Genomic DNA, 20,908 nt, shown 5'->3' with positions numbered 1-20,908 from the left:
ATAATTTTAAAAGAATGGAGAATAATGAAAAAGTATCTTTTTATAACACTAATTGCAGTTTTGCTAATTGGTGTAAACATAAAAAAAATTGCGGCCGCAGTCAATATTGATAGGCATACAAACTCCACTTTAGGAATAGATTTAAGCGTTGGAGTTCCTATTTTTTACAACGACTTATCAAAAGCTTATCCCACTAATTTATATCCAGGAGGTATTGGGGCAATAAAATATCAGTACCATATTTTAAACAATTTGGCAATTGGACTCGAACTAAGATATATGTTTAACTTTGATATTAACCATTCTTTTAACATATTAAATCCAGATTCAAGCGTGGGTAAAATTTTTTATAGTGTACCTATTACATTTTCATTAAATTACATATTTGATATAGGAGAATTATTTCAAATTCCAGTTTTCACAAATATAGGGTTTTCTCTTAATACATATGGAGATAGAAACAATAATATTACAAATTTAAGAACTTTTGATGCACTCCCTACAATCTCTTTTGGATCTGGAATTTTATGGAACTTTAACTATAAATGGGCTTTTGGAGCAACAGCATCTTGGTGGATGATGTTTGAATTTGGAAATTCTGCTAAAATGGCACATTTTGCACTTATATCATTATCAGTTACAGTGAATGTAAATAAATTGTAGGATAAAAATGAAACAAAAATATGAAAACTATTTTAAAAAAAGATTAATTTTAAACCTATTAATATTTTTACTACTAGCATGCTCAAGCGAATCCATATTTTCCCAATTAGGCAATCTGCAAAAAATAAAACATGAATACAATATTTTAGGCAGTTCAAGTCCAAGAGGAATTTCTCTAGTAGGAGAAACTCTCTACATTGCAGCCATGCATTTATTTAAAAAAGAAAACGGCACAATTGAAAAAATTGATTTGAGCAATTCTTATGAGTTTATAAATGACATTGTAAATATATCTGGTAAAACCTATCTTTTAGCACAAAACAAACAAGAAGAACTAGAAGTTTGCGAGCTAAATGGAAAAGACTGGAAATTAAAATTTAAAAAACCGCTAAAAGCATATAAATTCTTAAAATCTGTGGGAAGAGATGGCGTAAAAGAAGCATATATTTTAGCTATAGATAAAAATAATCGTGAGAAAATTTTTGATCTACAAGGAGTTGACAAAACACCATCACAAACTACTGAAAATGACAAATTTTATCAAATATCAAATGAAGACAACTTAATTACAGGAAATTCACTTAAAATATGGCAAATGAATGCCAATACATACACAAACATAGACTATCAACAAGCCAAGGAAATAATGCCTATCATTAAAACAAACATTAGAGGTTTTTCTGAAACTTTAGTAATGACTGGTGGTTATAATAATTTAGATACAAAATTTAAAGTGTACTCAAGTGCAAATAATTACACAACACCAATATTTAATCAAGACGAAGTAGGCGAATTTAGTGGCTACTTTGCAAGAGAATTTAATGATGCAATATTAATCGGAAGTAATAATGGATTTGCAGAATTTGCAAAAAATAAAGAAGGGATCTTTAATCTACAAGCACCCTCAAAATCTGTAGAACCTGGAGCTTATAACGGATCTCAGCTAAGCAAAACGGGACTTAATGATATTATTCCCGTATCAAACAACACGATTTACATATTAACTCAAGGCAAGGGTCTGTGGAAATTGGAAAACAGAAAATTAACTAAAGAATAAAAAATAAAAATTCGTTATAAATTTCTCATATCTAGATTTATTAAAATCTCCATCATAATATTTTTTAATCTTAATTTTCAAATTGAAATTAATCTTAGATCTAAAATATAAATAATTTATATTATTCATATCAAAAATTCGACCCTCATCATTCATAACCTTAGCCTCAATATCTAAAAGAAGTTTGGCAAAAACAATATCTCGAGTAATCACAAGGCTATACCTATCTGCTGAATCCAAAATAAATGAATCAACATTGTCTACCACTTCCAAAGCAACATTTTCTGTTTTTTCTAAATTTAAAAACTTATTAGAAACTACAATAAGTTCTGATTTATTATGTAATATAAATTTTTGTAAAAATTTTACTATCTTAAAATTACAAGAATCAGCATCAACAAAAATTTTATTTAACAATCTTATAGTCCACTACCTTAAAGGCCAAAAAAGAAACAATAGCATTTTTATTAATAGGTCCAAATATTCTAGAATCATTTAAAACACTTAAATTGTCGTTTAGTAAAAAAAATTCATTTTTTTTTAAAGTAAAACACTTGATCACTTCGTCTGCATCTGTATTAAAAAAATTATTCAACTTATAATAGCTAACCAAATTGCCATTCAAATAAAAAAAATTTGTATCCTTTTTATTTACCAGAACATTTAAACCTCTAACATACACAGAATCACCCTGAACAGCTACTATTCTTGATACTTTATAGCTTGCTCTTTTAAAAATTTTATTTAAAAAAAAGAAATCTTTTATTAAAGTTAATAAAAAATTATTACTTAACCTAAAATCCTCATAAAGAACAATATCATTCATTTTCAATGGAATAAAAAAAGAAGTCATATGTGTTGCTACAAAAAATAAACTAGCATTTTTTGTTATTGTTGGCAACATCTCATTACTTTTAATCATAAAAATTTGCAAAACAAACTTTGTGAAAAAAAAATTTAACATTAAAAATGTTACAATATATTTTAAAAAAACTTTCCTTTGCTTTTTCCTCAAAAGTCTTTGCTCAAAAGTTAAATATGGAGCCACTTTAAATAAACCCTACTCTAGAAAATGGAAGATATATTATCAAGGTTCTTCCAAGCACTTTATTCTTATTGATTACTCCAAAAAATCGCCCGTCATGAGAATTATCTCTGTTGTCCCCAATTGGCAAAACATATCCATAAGGAACATAAATTCCACAATCTCTTATTATAGCTTTTTCCATATAATAATCAACATAAGGCATAAAAGCAGATAAATACTTATATTCCAATCTTTCAAACTCAAACCTATCAATCATTCTAACATCAAAAAAGGAAAAATCGGGAGTACTACTTAAATTTATATTTAACTGGCTTAGAGCAACAAACATAGCAAAATCACCATAAATCCCATAGTCCTCATTCGCCACAATTTTTTTAATTTTAAAATTTTTATCAACCAATTCCCAATAAGAATCTTCTAAAATAAAATTTTCCTCGCCCTCTCTTTTAATATAAGCTTTACCGTTATTAAATCTAACAATTTTACCATCTGCAAACACACCCCTTTTCACAAGAAACCTAACATTAGGATTGCCATATTCATCTCTATCAAGATCAATAAAAGATAACGTTAACATGTAAAGTATTCTTTGAAAGATATCAAAAAAAACACCCTTTGATTTATACTCTGGATTTTCAAAAATAATAATATCGGATTCTTCTGGGACTTTAAAACCATTAATCTTAAATAACCCTGGCAAAAGCTCAGGACCATAAGAAAATTTATCTACAAATAAAAAATCCCCTATTTGAAGAGCATTTTCCATTGAACCTGATGGTATTTTATAAGCTTGAACAAAATATTGATTTATCACTAATACAAAAATTGCTGCTGCTATAAAATCAAATAAAAAGTTAAGCAAAAACCCTCGTTTCTTAGCCCTTAATTTGCAAAAATACTTCTTTCTTTTTCTATATGTCAAATATTTCTCAACAATGTGTACCAAAAAAGATGCAAATTTATCCAATCTTCTTAAATACATAATCTAACCTCAAGAATTAAATCATACAAAATATTGACACTTATTTAAATACTTTTCTATACTTTAAAAGATGAAAGAGGTTGACGAGAATTCAAATATTGAGCTTTTTGAAGTTAAATTAAAGCCAATTCTAGGAGTAGCACCTAAGGTTTACATATTTCTTGCAACAATAATATTGCTTTTAAGTCTAGCATCAATTTTAATAATCATACCTAAGTTTAAAAATCCAGGAGCATATTTAAAAATAAATTCCAATATTGCAAACACTTACATATATTTAAACGAAAAATATATTGGCAGAACTCCACTTAACAAATATATAAATGCCACTGAAGGAATTATTAGAGCAAAAAGGATGGGATTTAAAACATACGAACAAAAGATAAAAATTCACAACAAATTTTTTGGAAGCTACAATTTGCAAGTAAATTTAGAACTGGTTGATCCTGAAAAGATTATTAAACAAAGACAAAAAGAGCTCTCTATAATGGTAAAAATAAAAAATACTAACGAAAATACAAAACTAATTCCTGTATTTTCATTAATATCTAGTGAACTCAAAGAACATCCTAAATACATTAAAAAATTTCTAAAAAATTCCATACCTTACTTAAATTCAATCGAAATGTTTAAGGATTTTCTAAATTCATATAAAGTTGTATATTCAATAGACCAAAACAATAGCAATCAAGAAGAAATATGGAACTCTTTGAAAACAAATTTTAATTTAGAAAATAGAGCTATCTTTTGGTTTTTAGAAAATTTAGATAAAGATTTAAAAATGCTAACAAAAAATGAACCATGGGTTAAAACATTAACCAAAACTTTAGACAATGAAAATATTCAATTAATTTCTAAAAATGAAAAAATCAATATAAAATTACCTGGATTTAAAAAAATAAATTCAAATAAAATCGAAAAAATTCAAAATTATGAATTAGATTCATTAGATTCTAAAAATATTTCACTAAAATCTACCTATAGTATAAAAGAATTTCTTATTCAAGAACAAAATGTTACAAAATACGAGTATCAAGATTTTTTAAAAGAAAATCCAAAATGGGCATTAAATAACAAAGAAAATTTAATTAAAGAACAACTTGTAGATGAAAATTATCTTAAAAATTTTAATCAAATAGGCTTAAATGAAGCTATCACGGGAATATCTTATTTCTCAGCAATAGAATACGCCAACTGGTACTCTAAAAAACTTCCCAACGGGTTTAAAGCAAGACTGCCTATATCACAAGAATGGGAATTGTACCAAAAAGAACCAAATAGAAACCCATTAAATATTAATGAAATATCAAAAAAAGTTGGATTTTGGAATTTAATGCAAAATTCATCCTTTAATGATATCGCAATATTCAAAAACGAAAAAGATTTTTATAACGAAAATTCAAATTTTTACTCATTGATAACAGAAATTAGAACATACTCTCATCAAAATAATAATTTACTCAATCCATCAACTAAAGCTTCTTTTTTGAAAAATTGGAGTTCTCCAAACATTGGTTTTAGGTTGATTGTATCAAAGGAATAAAAGGAATAGATTTGAACACAAACACTTTGATTCTTGAAAACAAAAAAGCTAAATTTAATTACTTTATTGAAGAGAAAATAAGTTGTGGAATAGTGCTAAAAGGAACTGAAGTAAAATCAATAAAGGCAAAAAAATTATCATTTAATAATAGCTTTGCAAGCATAAAAAAAGAAGAATTGTGGCTTGAAAACTTGCACGTATCAAAATATAAAGAAGGAAATATCTTTAATCATGATGAATTAAGATCTAGAAAACTTTTAATCAAAAAAAAGGAATTACAAAGGCTAAAAAAATTTAAAGAAAAAGAGGGATATACTTTAATTCCTATTAGTTTTTATTTAAAAAAATCAATAATCAAAGTAGAAGTTGGAATATGTAAAGGAAAAAAATTGTATGATAAAAGAGAAATACTAAAACAAAAAAGCATAAAAAAAGATCTTAGTAGAGAAATAAAATATAAATAAAAGCTCTTTTAATTACAATGAGCAATCACAATACAAAATTGCAATCACTCATTTCTGTAATAAATAAAATTAATAGCTTTTCTTGAAAGATAGTTCAAACCCAAGAGCACTTGCTTGACTCATAGCAATATCAAAGCTAGGCTCAAATCCTCCTAAAGCTACATTAAGGCTATTTTTTAGCTTCCTATTATAACTATTGGCAAATGTAAATGGAAGAATAATTTCTGTCAATCTTGTCACAGCCATAGTAACTACACCTGCCAATATAACTCCCTTACCCCAAGTCCATTGAAAAGCAGCTTTTTTGGCATTATTATCAAGAGCTTTGATATCCAAATAAGCTCCCGTAAGTATAAGTCCTATACCAACCGCATCAAATCCAAGAATAAGAGAACCTCCTAGAATATCACCTTGAGCAAAGGAGCCTATTCCAAACCCTAAAAATAGGTTCAATAAAAATGGTACAATAGGATCTTGCTTGCTAGTTTCATAAACCAAAAGTTTTTCTCCAGCACTCATACCAAACGCACCACTTTTAGAATCATCAGCTTGAGCAAAGCTAGAAAAAACACAAAAGGTTACCAAAACAAAAATTAAAAATTTATTCATAAAAACCCCTTTATTAAAACTGGTACTATGGTAGCATATTAATGAAATTAAAAAAAGGTTTTTAAAATTATTTAAATTTAACTTTTTTCAAATTATTACTTGAAATTCGCTTCCCAATAGAGCTTCTTGACTTCACCATAAAATTATCAATTTCAATTCTTTTAACAATGTCTTTATTTGTCAAAAATTCTACAAATTTGGGACTCAATGAAAAATCGACAAATTCATCATTTTCTCCCAAAAATTCATAAACTTTATCTGTAATAAATTTGTCTATTTTAAACCTTTTAACATAATAAAAATTGTCAAGTCTATTAAGATAAATTATTGAAAATATTTGCTCTTTTGAATTATTTATATCATAAATTAAAGCCCATACATTCTTTTTATCTATAAATGTTTTGTCTTCAATATTTTTAAGAACATAACTATTTTCTCTAAAAACTAATATTTTATCATAATAACTAGCATTCCCAATAAATTCACCATCAAAAAGACTAGTTCCTACAAAACCTTCTGCCAGGTTTAAATAAACTTTCATATTTTTTGTAGCTATTTCTTTTACATTCTTTGATTTGATTAAAGAAATTTTAGTCTTTCTTGGATGCTCTTTAGAATACTTTGCAAGTAATAAATCAATAAAGTTTATTGAATATCCTCTTATTGAAGAAATATTGCTATTTATACTCTTTAATTCTTTATTTAAAATTTTAATATCCTTGGAATTCTTATCAATATCAAAAAGACTTATTTTTCTAATTGGAATTTTAAGCAAATTTTCAACATCTTCTTTTAAAACTTCCCTTGAAAAATACTCTTTATACCTTAAAACCTCTGACAATATTATACTTACAATATTTTCTTCTTTAGAAATTGTTTCAAGAAACTTATAAATCTTTTTTTCAATAAAAATTTGTTCTAGTGTTTTATAAAATATCTTTTCAAGAATCTTACTTTTTTGCAATTCAAGTTCCATCTTTAAAATTTTTTGAAGATGGGCTGCATGAAACTTGACAAGATCTTTAATAGTATAGACAACAGGATATCTCTCACTAAGCAACAATAAATTAACAGAGATTGATATCTGACAATTTGTATAATGATACAACTTTTCAATCACTTCACTTGCATAAACACCTCGAGGCAAAGAAAGTTCTATGGCCACATTTTCAGCAGTAAAGTCATTAATGCTTGAAACTTTAATATAATTTTTTCTAATTGCTCTCTCAATCGAAGATATCAAACTCTCAGTAGTCTCACCAAAAGGCAATTCCCTTATTACAATTGTTTTTTCATCTATGGTTTCAATTTTAGCTCTAACTAAAACTTTACCATTACCATCAGCATATTCATTAACATCAACTATTCCTCCTGTTGGAAAATCAGGATAAATATTGTAATTCTCTCCAAGAAGCTCGCTCTTTACTGCATTTAAAATCTCATTAAAATTGTGAGGCAATATTTTAGCTGCCATTCCAACAGCAATTCCCTCACTTCCCTGAATTAAAATAACAGGAATTTTGGCAGGATAAAGCAAAGGTTCATTATTTCTTCCATCATAAGAAGATTCATAAATTGTTATCTCTTTGCTGTAAAGAACATCAAAAGCCAACGGAGTTAACCTACATTCAATATATCTAGAAGCAGAAGCAGGATCACCTGTAAACAAATTACCAAAATTGCCCTGCTTTTCAATAAATAGGTCCTTGTTAGCAATATTAACAAGAGCCTCATAAATTGATGTATCGCCATGAGGATGGTATTTCATTGTATTACCAACAACATTTGCAACTTTATGAAAGTTGCCATCATGCATTTCAAAAAGAGAATGTATAATCCTCCTTTGAACTGGTTTAAACCCATCAACAACACTAGCAATAGCACGATCTTTAATAACATAAGATGAATATTGTAAAAAATTATCTTTAAGTACAGTTCTAATATCCATTAAATCAAATTCTCCATAATAAAATTCCGCCTCTCAGGAGTATTTTGCCCCATATAAAAACCCAATTTCTCTTTTATTTCTTTAATATTAAAAAGGTCCACCTTTGTAAGCTTAATGCTATTAATATCAATAAAACCTTTAAATTCATTTGGAGAAATTTCACCAAGGCCTTTAAACCTTGTTACTTCACATCCCCCTTTAAGCTCTAGAATGGCTTTTTGCTTTTCTTCCTCAGAATAACAATAGATAGTGATTTTTTTGTTCCTAACCCTAAAAAGAGGAGTTTCTAAAATATACATATGACCATTTAAAATTAAATCTTCAAAAAAAGTCAAGAAAAAAGTTAACAACAAATTTCTAATATGAAATCCATCAAAATCTGCATCGGTTGCTATTACAACCTTATTGTACCTTAAATTTTCAATTGATTCTTCAATGCCAAGAGCTACCATCATGTTATAAAGCTCTTCATTTTTGTATATCTCAGATTTATTCTTTTCAAACATATTTTGAGGTTTTCCTCTAAGAGAAAATATAGCCTGAGTATAAACATCTCTACAAGACACCATTGAACCTGTTGCAGAGTCCCCCTCTGTTAAGAAAATCATGGTTTGTTCTGACTGCTTACTGCTGTCATTAAAATGAAATTTACAATCCTTAAGTTTGGGAATTTTAAAAGATATTTTTTTTGCTCTCTCTCTTGCTTCTTTTCTTACACTACTTAGCTCTTTTCTAAGTCGCTCATTATCAACTACTTTTTTCTCAATTAATTTTGCAAGTATTTTATCTTTATATAAAATCTCAGAAATTATCTTCTGTACTTCCTTTGCAACATTGCCCCTAGTTTCAACATTTCCAAGCTTATTCTTAGTTTGACTTTCAAATATTGGATCTTTAATTTTAACAGAAAGAGTTGCAACAAGTCCTTCCCTAATATCTGTTGAGGAATATGTTTTTTTAAGAAAATCGTTAATAGCTCTTACAAAGCCCTCTCTAAAACCAGTCTGATGGGTACCTCCATCGTTGGTATATTGCCCATTAACAAATGAAAAATAAGTTTCCCCATAATTATTTGTATGGGAAAAAGCAAATTCCAAAGTTTTACTAGAATAGTAAACAATATCATAAAGTAAATCATCACTTTTAATTTCTGAATTCAAAAAATCTAAAAGACCATTTTTAGATTCAAAAATTTGTTCATTATAGTTTATAATAAGTCCCTTATTCAAACAAACATAATGGAAAAATCTCCTCTTGAGAAAATCTTCACTATAAGAATATTTTCCAAATATTTCTAAGTCTGCTAAAAACTCAACATAAGTGCCATCTTTATCAGAAGATTTTATTTCTCTAGATTCCAATAATTTCCCCTTAGAAAACAAAGCCTCAAAAGATTTGCCATTTCTTGTTGATCTTACTAAAAATTTTGAACTTAAAGCATTAACTGCCTTAGTCCCAACCCCATTTAGCCCTACAGAAAATTGAAAAACATCATCATTATACTTGGCTCCAGTGTTAATAACCGAAACACTCTCAATAACTTTTCCAAGAGGAATTCCTCTACCATAATCCCTAATAGAAATAAGATTATCTTCTTTTTTTATAAAAATTTCATTTCCATAACCCATAATAAACTCATCAATTGAATTGTCTATTATCTCTTTAATTAAAACATAAATACCATCATCAATATTAGAGCCATCTCCCAAACGTCCAATATACATACCAGATCTTAATCTAATATGTTCAAGAGAAGATAAGGTGATTATTTTACTTTCATCATAATTTTGAGTCTTCATCTAAATCCTTGCTTAATTAAATTTTAATAGTTTTAATAGTTTCAAGCTTTTTAACTATTTGATCTCTAATAATACTGGTTAGATTCTCTTTTTCATACTCATTTAATTTTAAAATATCTATCAAAGGATGAATATGAATATAAACAGATAGCCCAGAATTAAAAATAATACTTTTAATAAAAAAGTTATTAGTATTATAAAGAGTGACAGGAAGAATTGATGTTCCTGTCTTTAATGCCATCTTAATTGCACCTTTTTTAAAAACCTTAGTATCCCCCCCTCTATTTCTAGTACCTTCAGGGAAAATTCCTATAGATCTGCCTTCTCTCATAACCTTTATTGCCTTAGCCTCAGCAGCAGCAGCAGATCTTATGCTCCTTCTATTAACAAAAATAACGCCCATAACAATCAAAACAATATTCACAAAAGGAACCCTAAGCAAAGAATGTTTTGCCAATATTACAAATGGACAGGCAAAAGTATAAATAAAAATTAAAGGGTCCATAGCCGCAATATGATTTCCCATTATTATTACATTGCTTTTTTTAGGAATATTCTCAGAACCCGTAACAATAATTTTAATTCCAGCAAGCCATAAGCTAATTTTAATGCAAGCCCGCATCATAATGAAACTAAGTCTAACAACATAACTCTCAAGTAAAAAAATTTTACAAACCAAGTAAAGAGGAAATAAAAAAAAAATTAAAATCAAAAAAAACAACAAAACATTAAAATAAGTTATAATACTTCTCAATATTTTCATAAAAACTATTATCCTATTTTTTCTATTCGCTCGAGCTTTAATTTTTGCCCTTTAACTAAGCTTACATCATCTTTTAAAATTTTAATAGGATTTAAAATGATTGTAGAAAATTTTTGCTTTTGAACAACTCTTTCATTATGCTCAAGAAAAAAAGATTCAACAAGTTTGTAACTACCCATGTCAATCTCATATTCAAGAACAAAATTATTTTTTAAAGGAAAAATATTAAAAATACCATAATAAATTTTATTCTCATCAATATAAGTTAAATGGGGGTAAGAAAAATCATAAATTTTGTCCTTATACACGTAATTTCCACTAGGAATAAAATAAACATCACTACCCCCTTTTTTAACATTTAAGACATTCTCATCAAATCTCTTAAATGCCCCCGAAAATCCACTATTATCATAAGAATTCGTACTAGTGTCAATTTTGATTTCAATATTTTCTTTATCTACAATTTTTATCCAAAAGTTGTAAACTATCAAATCTGAAAAAAGAGACTTTGCACTAACATTAAGAGTATTGTAAGCAGGTTTTGAAATATATTCAATCTTTGCAACTTCTTGAGAATTTTTTCTAAAAAGATTAATCTCGCTTGATTGCCTTTCAAAAGACAAGAATAAAACTTCCTCAATATCTCTGCTATGCTTTTTATTATAGCCATGAACATCATACCAAACTCCATGCAAAAATTTATAAACTTCATCTTTTCTTAAATTCTTTAAAGTTTTATAAATATTATTATCAATTTTACCAACTTTTTCACTCACAGAAGAAAGATAATATATGCCCTGAACATGAGAATATTCATATTTTTCAATCTTGCTGATTATTAAATCTTCCCCCACTTTTTCATATTTTTCTAAAGAAATAGAATAGCTTTCTCTTGATCTGTTTTCTTCATAAGCCGACGATCTTGCATACTTATTGATAAGAATAGTTCCATTAACTTTGTCAAAAAATATAGGCTTATAAGAAGAAACATCATTTAAAACAGATTTTTGAAAAACATACAAAACAGATTTATCTTTTAAAAATCCCTGAACAACTATATTGAAATCATAATCGCCTGTAATATCTTCAAGATACATGTTATAAGAATTTTTTGGATCAATATCTATTTGAGTTTTAAAAAGAATCTTTCCGACTTTAACTTTAGGATCAAAACCAATAATAAACAAATACGCATTAAGATTTGAAAAATTTTGAGCTAAAACCACCTGTTCAAAATACACATCTAAATTTAAATTTTCCTGCTGAACTAAAAGAATCTTATAACCTTTTAAATCTATAATATCTCCAAAAAAATCTTCCATTTTATTAACTTCTAAAACATTAGAATTTGGATTATCGATTCTGGAAGAAGATTTTACATCTTTATTAAAAACAATAAAATCTTTGCTCACTTTGGTACAAGCAAGCAATGTAAAAAAAAAGAATAAAAATAAAAATTTATAAAAATAATTATAAAACCGAATTAACGCTTTATCCTTACTCAGAGCAATTACACTAACAACCAAAACCTTTGTCATAAAATTCATTTCTTAATTTTGACTAAAGTTTTGCAAAGCAAAAAACGACTCATTAAAATTATTAACAAAATCTTTTTTATTTAGCAAAAAATCTGTAATCAAACCACTATTTGCAATGTTAAAATTGTCAATAAGTTTTTCATTTTTGATCTCTTCTTTGAGTCTATTAGATCTTTTTTTGGCTGACTTAAGAAAAAATAAATAAACTTTTTTATTTGCTACAAAAGGCTTAGACCAAGAATTTTCTTTTAATCCAAAAATAATACTATAAAAAGACTTGCTATTATTAAACTCAACCAACTCTTTTAAAGTATTGGGATAAATGTTAACATTATAAGATAAATTAACAATTTCTTCTTTTAAGCTAAGCTGATATTTTTCAAGAACTTGGCTTAAACTGCTAAATTTAACGTCACCAAGAAAATCATTTAGCTTATTTTCCAAATAACCTTCAATAACTCTTGGTTCATAAGTTTCAATGTAATTTTTAATAGAACTAATATCACGATCTGAATTTTTATCAAAATCATGAATATTACCAAATGCCTTATATATTTGATATTCATTTTTATTTCTAATCTTAATAGGCTTACTAAATTCACCTTCTCTTAAAGAAAAAATGGAATTTAGATCTTCTTTCTTTTCAACATTAAGATCTAAATCAAAATAATATTTATCCAAAGAAACAACGCCCTTGAAATTAGCTATATCATCTGAATAAAGCTTAGCAAGCTCTTCAAATGGGGTTTTGTTTAATAGCTTATCATAAGCATTCCGAGCATCATTCATATTTTTAAAACGAATAGACGCAAGCGATATACGTTTGAATAAATTTAAATTTTTCTCAGCATAAGATATTACCTCTTTATTAGAAAAATCCTGATAGGAAAGAGAAAGATATGAAATATGCCTTTCTACAGTGCTCATATCTTTAATCAGATCAAAAAGAGAATCGGGAAATATCAAATTACTATTTAAAAAAATTTTCACATTAGAAAACAATATATTTTCCACCATATCATCATAAATTTTAACTTTTTGATAATCAGAAACTTTATTATATCTTTTAGAACTGAAATTTCCACTAGAGTCTAAATATTCTGGAGATCTGAGTAGATTTTTATTCAGCATTTCCTTAGAAATATAAAAATTATATTTTTTTACTAAGTCTAAAAAAGCAAGATCCTCAACATATTTCATAAATGCCAAATACCAGGCATTATAATCTGTATTAATATTTTTAGCATTGCCCTGCAATCTAGAATAAAGATTTGAATAATATTTAACATATTTGGCAAACTTACTATCTTTTTTATAGTAAATAGGTTGACCTTTATAAGAACCAAATTTTAAACCCGATGAATGAGCATTATCAAATATCCCTGGAAGTAAAGGTGCAATAATAAATCCGAAAACAATTAAAATAAGAGCAAAAATACCCCACATACCAACTTTTTTTTCTTTAGATTCAAGCTCAAGTAAATCATTTTTGACTTTTCTACTTCTTTTTCGCATAAAACAACCCTTAATAAGTAAGCATACTAATAATTTAACTACTAAATTATCACAATTGAAAAATTATTGCAATTGAAATATCTAACTTAAGCTATACGCTTAAGTATTATAGAACTAAAAAAATATTTACATTTCTAATATAAAAACAAATCTCTCTGGATAAAAAGGAGAATAAAATCAAAAGTATATGAATATGAATCAAAACAAATTTAACCTTAATATAAATATAACTAAGGACGAACTTTTAAGATTAATAAAAATAGTTTACAACAATTTTGGAATCAATCTCAGCGAAAAAAAAAAGCTGCTAATTGAAAGCAGATTATCATCCCTTTTGAAAGTTAAAGGTTTTAAAAATTTTACTGAATACATCAACTTTTTAGAAAAAAGCAATGGGAATATTCAATTAATCGAATTAGTAGATAAAATATCAACAAATCATACCTATTTTTTCAGAGAATCTAAGCATTTTGATTTTTTAAATAATAAAATATTACCCAAACTTACTGAAAAAATATTAAACTCAGAAAACTCAGAAATTAGAATATGGTCAGCCGGCTGCTCAAGTGGTGAAGAGCCTTATACAATTGCAATGATACTAAAAGAATACATGGAACATAATAAAGTAAATTTCAAGGTCAAAATCTTAGCAACAGACATTTCAATTAGTGTTCTAAATGAAGCTAGTGAAGGGATTTATCCTGAAGATCGTATAATAAATTTGCCCAAATATTTAAAAACTAAATATTTAAATCAACTTCAAGATGACAAATTTCAAGTTAAAGAAATTTTAAAAAAAATGGTTTACTTTAAAAAATTAAATTTAATGGATGAAACATTTCCATTTAGCAAAAAATTTGACCTAATATTTTGCAGAAATGTTATGATCTATTTTGATGAAAAAACTAGAAACAACCTTGCCAATAAATTCAACTACTATCTTAAAAAGGGCTCTTATCTTTTAATTGGACATTCAGAAACAATCAGGGGAAACAAAAATCTTGAATACATAATGCCTGCCACCTATAAAAAGAATTAATGCTCATGAGCATTAATTCTTTTTATAATAAAATAAATTTTATATTACGTAAAATTTATTTAGCTAAAAGGTGTAAAAATAGTGCTGCTAAGTTAAGTTTACTTTTTCACCTATTCTAATAAAATAGAGCAATTCGCCAATTGTTGCTACATGATCGCCTACTCTTTCTAAGAAACTATTCAAAAATAAAATATTTATAAGATAATCCAAATTTTCAGGATTTTTTTTCATTGCATCAATAACAATACTTTTCTGCTTTGAAAATAATTTATCTATAATATTGTCATACTTAACTATCTTTAATATTTTGGTAAAATCTCCATCAAAATATGCGTCAAAAATATCAGACAACATTTCTTTAGCTGTATCGGCCATTTCTCTTAAAGGTTTAAAATACAGATTAAGAAAATCAAAATCATCTAAATCTGATTCAAGTAGAAGAACAACCCTTACAATCTTAGTGGCATGATCTGCAATCCTTTCAAGAGAACTTATTATTTTAATAATTGCTAAAATTTCTCTAAGCTCTGTAGCAACAGGATGCTCAGTAGCAATTATTCTTCCACACAAATCCTCGATATCGTACTGATAATCATCTATTATTTTTTCATCTTCATTGATTATTTTTTTAGCTAAATTTTTATCTTTAGATTCCAAGGCTATTAAAGAATCATCTATAATCTTAAGCACACATTCTTTCATATCCCAAAGATAATCTTTTATTATTTCAAGTTGTTTAGTAAGCCTTCTCCTTATCATATCGTATCTCCTAAAAAAACCGCTTTAAAAACAAATATCTTATCTTAGCTCTCTCATAATAATAACTAAAAGGGTAATTATCAATAACCAATTTATAGTAATACAAGGCCTTTAAAAAATCTTTATGCTTGCTCTCAGACTCATAAAGTTTTCCCAACAAATAACTATATTTGTCTGAAAAGCTTGAATTAATATACTTAGGAAAGTAAAGAGAACTAAAATTTAAAGCAAACTCATGCTCTCCCCTTGTTACTAAAAATTCAAAGATCTCAAGATAAATACTCTCAGAAAAATCAACATTCTTTTCAACTAAATATCTGGCGTTTTCCAAAACCTCTTCTTTAATATTTAATTCTATACCAAGCTTAATTAGATTAAAAACAATGCTGTGGAAGCACCTGTTCTTCAATTTCAAATAATTTTCATAAGACTTTAAATAATCCCTATTTTTATAATAAATTTCTGCCTTCAATAAAATATATTTATCGTCATTAAAATTATACTTATTAAGCAAATCTATTGCTCCTTTATAATCATTTATGTAAGATAAATTCAAAGCCCTGGCAATAATCTCTTTAGAGGTTACTCCATTAATACTATCCCTTCCAAGTTCAAGACTATTAACACTTCCAATGTTCTTGTCCTTGTTAGGGCCGACGCCGCTATGTGGAATTCCAACTTCAAACTTCTTTATAATTTTCAAGATAATTATTTTATTAAATTCACTTGAATCTTTAACATTTTGATAACTGAAAACCAATTTAATTTTGCCTTCTTTTTTAAAAGTTTGAAAAGTAAAAACAACGCCGTTATTATAAGATTCTCTAATCAACTTAATAAAAGCTTCATTTTCAATGCTTTTAATATAAATCCAAGACTCATCTTTAAAAGAAAGATTAAACTTTGAATTGGTATTTACATTAATATCTATCTCTCTACTACTAAAATCAAGCTCATATGAATCACCTTGACTTATAAAAGCCGGCTTAGAACAAACTTCAAAAACAATAAATAGCAAACTTATATAAATCAAATATATTTTAATCATTTGGAAATTTCTAAAATCTTATCTATTAATTTTTCATTCTCCTTCTCAATATCAACCCTAAATAAATTTTCCTTTTTAATCCAAAGATCCTTGAAAAAATTCTCATCAAGAAATTTATTTTTAATCAACCCATCAACAACCAAATTCTTATTTAAATTTTCATTTAAAAAATCAGGCCTTGGAATAAAAAAATCATCCATATTTAGACATTCATTTAAATCAAAATAAAAATCTTCCATATCAACTAATTTAACCTTAGCATCTAAATTGTCTTCAACAAACTTTTGAGATTTTTCTAACATTTGTGTTGCATAGAAATAAGTAATGCCCGAAACAATAAAAATCAAAAATATTAAGATTAAAAAATATTTTCTAAAACTAAACTTTCTGTCTTGCATGTTAATTTCCTTGAATCTAACTTAATTATATATTAAACACCCTGCTTTCACCATTATCAAGTGTAATACCTATTAAATTTTCACTACCCTCAGAAACATATACATTATGGGTTATTACTAAGAGTTGGATCTTTTTCCCCAATTCTTTTAAAAGTAAAGAAAGTTTTTTGCTATTCTCAAAATCAAGAGCCGCATCTATTTCATCAAGCATGCAAAAACAAGCGGGAGAATAATAATAAAGTGCAAATAAAAAAGCCATACTAACCAAAGTACTCTCGCCTCCTGAAAGCATATTATTGGTTTTGACGAACTTGTTTGAAAAATTTATTCTAATCTCAACATTATCAGTATTTTCATTATAAAAAAGACTGGCAGTTCCTTTAAAAATTTTTTTAAAAAAATAAGAAAAATTTTTATTAATCTCATCAAATGATTCTCTAAATTTTTTATAAATCTCATTTTTTATTTTTTTTTGAAGCTTTTGTAATGAATATTTTGAAAGCTTTAAATCTTCTACTTGTAAACTTACTTTTTCAAAACGATCCTTAGTTTCATCAAATTCTTTATCAATATTGAAAAATACATAATCACCCAGATTGATTGCATCGATCTCTTTGCACAACAACTCTCTGGTTGCAAGATCTTCTTCCAATTTAAATTTATCAGACATTTGATTAGAAATATTGAAATTTTCTATTTCGCTCTTAATACTTACATTAGAATTTAAAAGAAATTCGTATTCTGTTTGTTTTTTTATATATTCATAATAATTAGTTTTTTTAAAATCATTTAAAAAAACTAAAGAACTAAAATCTTCCTCCTTAAAAGGCTCGCTACTGAATTTTGAAGTACCAATAAGATTACTTAAATTAAGCTGGATATCGCTCTTTTCTATATTCAAATTCTCGAGCTTTAAATACAAATCTTTAAGCTCTTCATCAAGACTATTCTTAGATTCAAATAAAAATTCTAAATTACCATCTATAAGTTTAATTTCATCTAAATTTTTAAATTTAGAAAGCTCTATATACTCAAGCTCACCTAATACATCATTTAATTGAAGAGTCTTTTCTTCAATTAATCTCTCGATATTTGCTATCTCTTTGGCAAAATTCGATTTTAAAGCATTTTTTTCAAGCAAAAATTTTTTTAAATTAACATTTTGATCGAAAATAGGCTCAATTTCATCCCTCAATAAAGCCAAAAGATTCTCATCTTTACTTATATACTTGATTAAATTTACTCTAATCTCTTTAATATATTTTATACTCAATGATTCTTCAAAAAGTTTAAGGGAGTCTAATATATTCTCTTTTAATAAAACAAACTCTTCTGATTTGGCGCTCTTTAATACAGATACAATTAAATCAACAAGTTCAAAAAAACTTTTAGTATACCTATTAATCTCGTCACTTAAAGAAAAAAATTCATTTTTCTTTTCTTTAAGTAAACTATTTAATTGATATAAATTGTTATTTATAGAATTTTTCTTCTCTTCGGACTCAGATTTGCTCTTGACAAACTTATCTTCCAAATTCATCTTTAACTTCTTTTCTTGCTCTAATTTTTGAATTTTAATATCTAGCCCAAGAATTTTAGACTTCATAAACTCAAGATCTTTTTCTAATTCTTGAATATTATTGATAACATTTTTTTCTCTAAATGAATAAAATTCTAACTTTTCCTTAAAACTAGAAGACAAAAATTTACTCAACCCATCTAAATTTAATTCACCCTTCAAGACATTAAGATCAAAATTAATATTGAAAAGCTTTTTTAATGTTATTGTTTTTTCTAAAGCTTCTAATTTTTGACTTAATTCTTGATGTTTTTTTCTCAAAAGGTAAACATTTTTTATGTTGTTATACTTTTGCCTTAAATTTTCTTGCAGGGACAACAAGGATGACAAATTTTGATTAGACTGCTTAAAATTTTTTAAGGCCTCTTCTTCTTCAATTTTTAAAACATCTATTCCACTTGCCTGTTCAATTAAAGATTTGAGACTTACATTTCTTCCCAAAGAAATGTCTTCAACCTTACCTTGAGTTATAAACATATAAGGTGATTTTTTGAACTTAAACCTGTTCAAAAGTCTATTATAATCCTGAAAATTTAAAATTTTATTATTAAAATAATATTCACTTGAACCATCCCTATAAAGACGCCTACGAATATAAAAATCTCCTTCAAGTTCCTTTAAAGTCACTTTTTCAGAGTTACTGTTGCTAAAAAAAAGAGTTATTTCTGCAAAATTTGATTTTCCTAATTTTGAAACAGAAATTAAATCAGAAATATCTTCGACCCTTAAAAATTTTAAATTATCTTCTCCCATACAAAAACGTACAGCATCAATAAGATTACTCTTCCCACATCCATTAGGACCCACAATAAAACTTAAATTTTCACCTATTTCAAACTCTTGTCTATTTAAAAAAGATTTAAACCCTAAAAGCACTATTTTTTTTAAAACCAAACTAACTCCTAATTAAAATTAAAAACCAATTACTGATAAATCTACAATTTCATATTATAATAAATAAAAATATTTTAAAAAAAGGTCTATTATGATTTGCGGAATAGATGAAGTTGGAAGGGGCTGTATTTTTGGACCTATTCTAAGTGCTGCTGTAGTTTTCAAAAAAAAACCTAACTTTATAAAGGAATTGGATGATTCTAAAAAACTAACAAAAGAAAAAAGAGAGTACCTATCCTCATTGATACTTGAAAACTCATATTATGCATTTGCTGAAATTTCAAATGTAATAATAGAAAAAATAAATATTCACAACGCATCCCTACTTGCAATGCAAACTGCATACGAAAACCTAAAATTAAATTGCAACTTAGTTCTTGTAGATGGTAAATTTGTCCCCAAAATAACAGCAAAAAATGTAAAAGCAATAATTAAAGGAGATTCAATAATAGACGAAATAAAGGCTGCTTCAATTATTGCTAAAGTTAAAAGAGATAAACTAATGGATGAATACGATAAATTTTATCCATTATATTTACTCAAAAAAAATAAAGGATACCCCACAAAAGAACATAAAAATGCAATAAAGAAATATGGGGTTTTAAGCCTTCATAGAAAAAATTTTAAACTAATTTAAAAAAATAAAAATAATAAATATTTAATAATCCTTCTTTTTAAATCGACCGCCTGATAAATGAGATTTCTTATCAAATCTAGAATCGTCTAATTTAGATCTCTCTCCATATTCACCATACACTTTATTATGCCTTTCAGAAGAACCACCAGACCCTGTAGATACTTTCTGCTTAATAACCGCTATTGCTTTAAGCAAATTGGATTCAAACTCACTTATATTCTCTTCATATACAAAAATAGAATGTCTTTCAAAATCTCCACTTGGACTTCTTTTACTCTCTACAATATTTAAAAAATAATCTCCTTTTCTATTTTCCTTGACATTAAAAAAATAAGTTCTCTCAGACTCTGTAAATAGTTTCTCAGAGTATACTTCCCCTCTCTCTCCCATCAATTTCCTCCACACAAGTTTTTGTACTTGACTACATTTAAGTTAAATTAATTGTACTTATTTAAAAAAAAAATTACTAGCTAAAAATAACATTATAATAAATCTTATTGACATAAATTGATTTTTTTTATATAAGTAAATTATTGTATTGCGTCCTTCGTATAATGGCTATTACCTTAGCCTTCCAAGCTAATGATGTCGGTTCGATTCCGATAGGACGCTTAAAATAATGTCT

General features: G+C 26.7%; 20 protein-coding genes and 1 tRNA gene. 7 read left to right on the top strand and 14 right to left on the bottom strand.

The genetic code is table 11. The annotated features are described in order from the left end of the window. The first annotated feature begins 24 nt into the window (after positions 1-24). Both HNP67_RS04115 and bamB read left to right on the top strand, forming a co-directional pair. Positions 25-663: a BB0027 family outer member beta-barrel protein gene (locus HNP67_RS04115; RefSeq protein WP_184125202.1), complete on the top strand. Its 639-nt coding sequence runs from the start codon at positions 25-27 to the stop codon at positions 661-663. Positions 664-670: 7 nt separating this feature from the next. Then, entirely contained in the window at positions 671-1,720 is a 1,050-nt protein-coding gene (gene bamB / locus HNP67_RS04110) for an outer membrane protein assembly factor BamB (protein WP_184125200.1), read from the top strand. Here bamB and HNP67_RS04105 read toward each other — a convergent pair. The 3 genes from HNP67_RS04105 to HNP67_RS04095 are packed head-to-tail and all read right to left on the bottom strand — an operon-like array spanning position 1,706 to position 3,750. Continuing rightward, positions 1,706-2,137, bottom strand: a complete 432-nt coding sequence (locus HNP67_RS04105; protein ID WP_184125198.1) for a DUF188 domain-containing protein — start codon at positions 2,135-2,137, stop codon at positions 1,706-1,708. The genes bamB and HNP67_RS04105 overlap by 15 nt on opposite strands. After that, entirely contained in the window at positions 2,127-2,768 is a 642-nt protein-coding gene (gene lepB / locus HNP67_RS04100) for a signal peptidase I (protein ID WP_184125195.1), read from the bottom strand. The genes HNP67_RS04105 and lepB overlap by 11 nt, the downstream gene beginning before the upstream one ends. A gap of 1 nt (position 2,769) precedes the next feature. Beyond that, positions 2,770-3,750: a S26 family signal peptidase gene (locus tag HNP67_RS04095; RefSeq protein WP_184125193.1), complete on the bottom strand. Its 981-nt coding sequence runs from the start codon at positions 3,748-3,750 to the stop codon at positions 2,770-2,772. Positions 3,751-3,820: 70 nt separating this feature from the next. Between HNP67_RS04095 and HNP67_RS04090 the strand changes: the two genes are divergently transcribed. Beyond that, the gene (locus HNP67_RS04090; RefSeq protein WP_184125191.1) at positions 3,821-5,293 is read left to right on the top strand and encodes an SUMF1/EgtB/PvdO family nonheme iron enzyme; all 1,473 of its coding nucleotides are present in this window, start codon (positions 3,821-3,823) and stop codon (positions 5,291-5,293) included. 11 nt (positions 5,294-5,304) lie between these two features. After that, positions 5,305-5,757 carry an SsrA-binding protein SmpB gene (gene smpB, locus HNP67_RS04085; protein WP_184125189.1) on the top strand — a complete coding sequence of 151 codons (453 nt, stop codon included), beginning with the start codon at positions 5,305-5,307 and terminating at the stop codon, positions 5,755-5,757. A 69-nt stretch (positions 5,758-5,826) separates the two neighbouring features. Here the strand turns inward: smpB and HNP67_RS04080 are convergent, their stop codons facing one another. From HNP67_RS04080 to HNP67_RS04055, 6 genes are all read right to left on the bottom strand, one after another. Beyond that, a complete protein-coding gene (locus tag HNP67_RS04080; protein WP_184125187.1) occupies positions 5,827-6,366 on the bottom strand; it encodes a P13 family porin in 540 nt (179 codons plus the stop codon). A gap of 67 nt (positions 6,367-6,433) precedes the next feature. After that, positions 6,434-8,314 (bottom strand): DNA topoisomerase IV subunit A, encoded by a 1,881-nt coding sequence (locus tag HNP67_RS04075; protein WP_184125185.1) that lies wholly within the window; start codon positions 8,312-8,314, stop codon positions 6,434-6,436. Then, entirely contained in the window at positions 8,314-10,113 is a 1,800-nt protein-coding gene (locus HNP67_RS04070) for a DNA topoisomerase IV subunit B (RefSeq protein ID WP_184125183.1), read from the bottom strand. Before HNP67_RS04070 ends, HNP67_RS04075 begins: the two co-directional genes overlap by 1 nt. 16 nt (positions 10,114-10,129) lie before the next feature. Beyond that, entirely contained in the window at positions 10,130-10,876 is a 747-nt protein-coding gene (locus HNP67_RS04065; RefSeq protein ID WP_184125181.1) for a 1-acyl-sn-glycerol-3-phosphate acyltransferase, read from the bottom strand. An 8-nt stretch (positions 10,877-10,884) separates the two neighbouring features. Continuing rightward, positions 10,885-12,414: a pallilysin-related adhesin gene (locus tag HNP67_RS04060; RefSeq protein ID WP_184125179.1), complete on the bottom strand. Its 1,530-nt coding sequence runs from the start codon at positions 12,412-12,414 to the stop codon at positions 10,885-10,887. A 12-nt stretch (positions 12,415-12,426) separates the two neighbouring features. Beyond that, on the bottom strand, positions 12,427-13,929 hold the full coding sequence (locus HNP67_RS04055) for a peptidylprolyl isomerase (protein ID WP_184125177.1): 1,503 nt from the start codon (positions 13,927-13,929) through the stop codon (positions 12,427-12,429). A gap of 187 nt (positions 13,930-14,116) precedes the next feature. Here HNP67_RS04055 and HNP67_RS04050 point away from each other — a divergent pair, with 187 nt between their 5' ends. Beyond that, positions 14,117-14,968 carry a protein-glutamate O-methyltransferase gene (locus HNP67_RS04050; RefSeq protein WP_184125175.1) on the top strand — a complete coding sequence of 284 codons (852 nt, stop codon included), beginning with the start codon at positions 14,117-14,119 and terminating at the stop codon, positions 14,966-14,968. An 87-nt stretch (positions 14,969-15,055) separates the two neighbouring features. On the opposite strand, the gene phoU is transcribed toward HNP67_RS04050, so the two are convergent. The 4 genes from phoU to HNP67_RS04030 are packed head-to-tail and all read right to left on the bottom strand — an operon-like array spanning position 15,056 to position 19,646. Then, positions 15,056-15,727 (bottom strand): phosphate signaling complex protein PhoU, encoded by a 672-nt coding sequence (gene phoU, locus HNP67_RS04045; RefSeq protein ID WP_184125173.1) that lies wholly within the window; start codon positions 15,725-15,727, stop codon positions 15,056-15,058. 10 nt (positions 15,728-15,737) lie between these two features. Further along, the gene (locus HNP67_RS04040; protein ID WP_184125171.1) at positions 15,738-16,775 is read right to left on the bottom strand and encodes a hypothetical protein; all 1,038 of its coding nucleotides are present in this window, start codon (positions 16,773-16,775) and stop codon (positions 15,738-15,740) included. Further along, a complete protein-coding gene (locus HNP67_RS04035) occupies positions 16,772-17,173 on the bottom strand; it encodes a hypothetical protein (RefSeq protein WP_184125169.1) in 402 nt (133 codons plus the stop codon). Before HNP67_RS04035 ends, HNP67_RS04040 begins: the two co-directional genes overlap by 4 nt. Before the next feature lie 25 nt (positions 17,174-17,198). Further along, entirely contained in the window at positions 17,199-19,646 is a 2,448-nt protein-coding gene (locus HNP67_RS04030) for a chromosome segregation SMC family protein (RefSeq protein WP_184125167.1), read from the bottom strand. Positions 19,647-19,737: 91 nt separating this feature from the next. Here HNP67_RS04030 and HNP67_RS04025 point away from each other — a divergent pair, with 91 nt between their 5' ends. Further along, positions 19,738-20,283 (top strand): ribonuclease HII, encoded by a 546-nt coding sequence (locus tag HNP67_RS04025; RefSeq protein WP_184125165.1) that lies wholly within the window; start codon positions 19,738-19,740, stop codon positions 20,281-20,283. A 21-nt stretch (positions 20,284-20,304) separates the two neighbouring features. Here HNP67_RS04025 and bpuR read toward each other — a convergent pair whose 3' ends face one another. Then, positions 20,305-20,673, bottom strand: a complete 369-nt coding sequence (bpuR, locus tag HNP67_RS04020; RefSeq protein WP_184125163.1) for a transcriptional regulator BpuR — start codon at positions 20,671-20,673, stop codon at positions 20,305-20,307. 150 nt (positions 20,674-20,823) lie between these two features. Between bpuR and HNP67_RS04015 the strand changes: the two genes are divergently transcribed. Then, positions 20,824-20,895: transfer RNA gene (locus HNP67_RS04015), tRNA-Gly, on the top strand. Positions 20,896-20,908: the final 13 nt, after the last annotated feature.

Origin of the sequence: Borreliella californiensis (assembly GCF_014205885.1) — a bacterium.
Taxonomy (GTDB): domain Bacteria; phylum Spirochaetota; class Spirochaetia; order Borreliales; family Borreliaceae; genus Borreliella; species Borreliella californiensis.
This window is presented reverse-complemented; position numbering and strand designations above follow the sequence as displayed.

Excerpts from the sequence above, each read along its gene's own strand:
- HNP67_RS04115 (WP_184125202.1), top strand. The coding sequence starts at position 25 with ATGAAAAAGTATCTTTTTATAACACTAATTGCAGTTTTGCTAATTGGT.
- bamB (WP_184125200.1), top strand. The coding sequence starts at position 671 with ATGAAACAAAAATATGAAAACTATTTTAAAAAAAGATTAATTTTAAAC.
- HNP67_RS04095 (WP_184125193.1), bottom strand. The coding sequence starts at position 3,750 with ATGTATTTAAGAAGATTGGATAAATTTGCATCTTTTTTGGTACACATT.
- HNP67_RS04090 (WP_184125191.1), top strand. The coding sequence starts at position 3,821 with ATGAAAGAGGTTGACGAGAATTCAAATATTGAGCTTTTTGAAGTTAAA.
- HNP67_RS04080 (WP_184125187.1), bottom strand. The coding sequence starts at position 6,366 with ATGAATAAATTTTTAATTTTTGTTTTGGTAACCTTTTGTGTTTTTTCT.
- HNP67_RS04075 (WP_184125185.1), bottom strand. The coding sequence starts at position 8,314 with ATGGATATTAGAACTGTACTTAAAGATAATTTTTTACAATATTCATCT.
- HNP67_RS04070 (WP_184125183.1), bottom strand. The coding sequence starts at position 10,113 with ATGAAGACTCAAAATTATGATGAAAGTAAAATAATCACCTTATCTTCT.
- HNP67_RS04065 (WP_184125181.1), bottom strand. The coding sequence starts at position 10,876 with ATGAAAATATTGAGAAGTATTATAACTTATTTTAATGTTTTGTTGTTT.
- HNP67_RS04060 (WP_184125179.1), bottom strand. The coding sequence starts at position 12,414 with ATGACAAAGGTTTTGGTTGTTAGTGTAATTGCTCTGAGTAAGGATAAA.
- HNP67_RS04055 (WP_184125177.1), bottom strand. The coding sequence starts at position 13,929 with ATGCGAAAAAGAAGTAGAAAAGTCAAAAATGATTTACTTGAGCTTGAA.
- HNP67_RS04050 (WP_184125175.1), top strand. The coding sequence starts at position 14,117 with ATGAATATGAATCAAAACAAATTTAACCTTAATATAAATATAACTAAG.
- phoU (WP_184125173.1), bottom strand. The coding sequence starts at position 15,727 with ATGATAAGGAGAAGGCTTACTAAACAACTTGAAATAATAAAAGATTAT.
- HNP67_RS04040 (WP_184125171.1), bottom strand. The coding sequence starts at position 16,775 with ATGATTAAAATATATTTGATTTATATAAGTTTGCTATTTATTGTTTTT.
- HNP67_RS04035 (WP_184125169.1), bottom strand. The coding sequence starts at position 17,173 with ATGCAAGACAGAAAGTTTAGTTTTAGAAAATATTTTTTAATCTTAATA.
- HNP67_RS04025 (WP_184125165.1), top strand. The coding sequence starts at position 19,738 with ATGATTTGCGGAATAGATGAAGTTGGAAGGGGCTGTATTTTTGGACCT.
- bpuR (WP_184125163.1), bottom strand. The coding sequence starts at position 20,673 with ATGGGAGAGAGAGGGGAAGTATACTCTGAGAAACTATTTACAGAGTCT.